The sequence below is a fragment of the Gilliamella sp. Imp1-1 genome, assembly GCF_001690415.1.
GTDB lineage: Bacteria > Pseudomonadota > Gammaproteobacteria > Enterobacterales > Orbaceae > Gilliamella > Gilliamella bombi.
On the sequence record NZ_LZHK01000138.1, the window covers coordinates 1 to 1,872 of the forward strand.

3 protein-coding genes are annotated in these 1,872 nt (G+C 35.7%); 1 reads left to right on the forward strand and 2 read right to left on the reverse strand.

The features are described 5' to 3' along the window. Window positions 1-160 precede the first annotated feature (160 nt). Together A9G38_RS11320 and A9G38_RS11325 are read right to left on the reverse strand one after the other, a co-directional pair. Window positions 161-460 carry an IS3 family transposase gene (locus A9G38_RS11320; RefSeq protein WP_034885636.1) on the reverse strand — a complete coding sequence of 100 codons (300 nt, stop codon included), beginning with the start codon at window positions 458-460 and terminating at the stop codon, window positions 161-163. Window positions 461-789: 329 nt separating this feature from the next. Further along, window positions 790-1,545, reverse strand: coding sequence for a hypothetical protein (locus tag A9G38_RS11325; RefSeq protein WP_034915758.1), 756 nt, complete (start codon window positions 1,543-1,545; stop codon window positions 790-792). 123 nt (window positions 1,546-1,668) lie between these two features. Here A9G38_RS11325 and A9G38_RS11330 point away from each other — a divergent pair. Beyond that, window positions 1,669-1,872: transposase (locus A9G38_RS11330; RefSeq protein WP_065623275.1), on the forward strand; the 204-nt coding region annotated here is incomplete at its 3' end.

Below are 1,872 nucleotides of genomic sequence, written 5' to 3' on the forward strand. Positions count from 1 at the left end.
CCATAAGACTGATAGCTCTGATTAAATAGCGTCACGATTTTATCGGCATAAAGCCCTATTGATTTTTGTCTATTCAATTTGCACTGATAATAAGCATAATGTCTTGATAATCCTAAATATTGACATAGCTTTGTTATGCTATAACGATGTCGATTTGCTTTTAGGATAGCGATTTTCGTCCTATTATCAGTGCTGCTTGCTTTAGAATATCGTTTTCCATACGCAGCTGTTTAAGCTCTTTACGCAACGCGATTAACTCTTGTTCTTGTGGACTGCGATTATCTTTTGTTTTAAATGAGCCGCTTTGGCTTGCTTGCGTTATCCAACGGTCCAAAGCTGATGGTGTCAAATCATATTCGGCAACGATTTCACTACGTGATTTACCATGTTGATAAAGACTGACCATTTGGTGTTTAAAATCATCTGTGAATGTTCGTCTTTTGCGTTTAATCTTATTCATATTTGTTCCTTTTTTAGTTGTGATAAGTTTACCTTACCCCTTAAAAAAGTTGTATGATTTAGTGTAGCCGATCCAAGTTTTGAAAATACAGCTTTGAACAAAAAAATAATCGAAGAACTGAATAAGAAATGGAAATTTACCTACAAAGTAGAAAATAACCAAATTAATGCTTATGGGCAAAAATTAGTTAAAAACTAAAATTGATTTATTGGCGCTTTTATTTTTTAAGCTGTAACGGGGTTACAGCTTAAACGACAATTCCGCCCCCCATTTGGGGCGGTCATAACTGCGTCGATATTTTTATGCTTGTTAGCACGTAAATAGAATATTTAACTATTGTGCGAAGTAAGTAGCGTTGCCAACCTTTTTTTAATTTCATCATTAGGTTCATTTGCAATAAGTTCTTGCAGGGCAAGCGTTAGTTTATCTGTCCAACATTGCCGATCCCAAGCTTCAATGGCATTTAATGCCATGTTTCGGTTGCGTATTACAGGGCTGTTTAGACCAATTAATATAAGATCTTCACCCATACCCGGAAATCGATTGAGCTCTTGTAAAATAGCATCCAATGCACGGTGTGCTTTATATTTGATGCCAAATGCAGATTCTAGCGCTGGCCCAGTTGCGATTTTTGTAAAGTCATATTGTTGCCCAGCTAACTGCATAACTTGTTGTACTCTTTGTATATCATCGGCTTGCATTAAATAATACCACTGTTCACCCTGATGATTTTTTTGATATGCAAAACGCGCATCCCATGCATCAAATCCAAATTGCGTGTAAAGATCAGCAGCTAGGCAAAATTTACTGCTATCATCAGTCATTAAATCATTTTCAATTAATGCTAACCATTTATCTTGATGGATAAACTTATTTGCTTTTTCAATAATTGCATTTTTTATTTTTTCATTCCAATTAGGATAGCTTTCATTAAGCTGGCTGCTAACAAAATCATGTATAGTCAGTACTGTCCGTAAAGGGGGGAGTTCAGCTAATGAGGGTAGTTTTAGTAAATGTTTTAAATAATTTAAACAAACAATAGCACCTTCTTCATAACAATGCATATCTTCGGCTGGTCCGCCCATGATGAGTGCCTCTAAAATTTCACCCGCAGATTCTAATAAAGGTAAATCTGGATCGGCTACACTAAATCATACAACTTTTTTAAGGGGTAAGGTAAACTTATCACAACTAAAAAAGGAACAAATATGAATAAGATTAAACGCAAAAGACGAATATTCACAGATGATTTTAAACAGCAAATGGTCAGTCTTTATCAACATGGTAAATCACGTAGTGAAATCGTTGCCGAATATGATTTGACACCATCAGCTTTGGACCGTTGGATAACGCAAGCAAGCCAAAGCGGCTCATTTAAAACAAAAGATAATCGCAGTCCACAAGAACAAGAG

Bases quoted from the DNA above. Each gene is read 5' to 3' on its own strand.
- A9G38_RS11320 (WP_034885636.1), bottom strand. From the start codon at position 460: ATGAATAAGATTAAACGCAAAAGACGAACATTCACAGATGATTTTAAA.
- A9G38_RS11325 (WP_034915758.1), bottom strand. From the start codon at position 1,545: ATGGGCGGACCAGCCGAAGATATGCATTGTTATGAAGAAGGTGCTATT.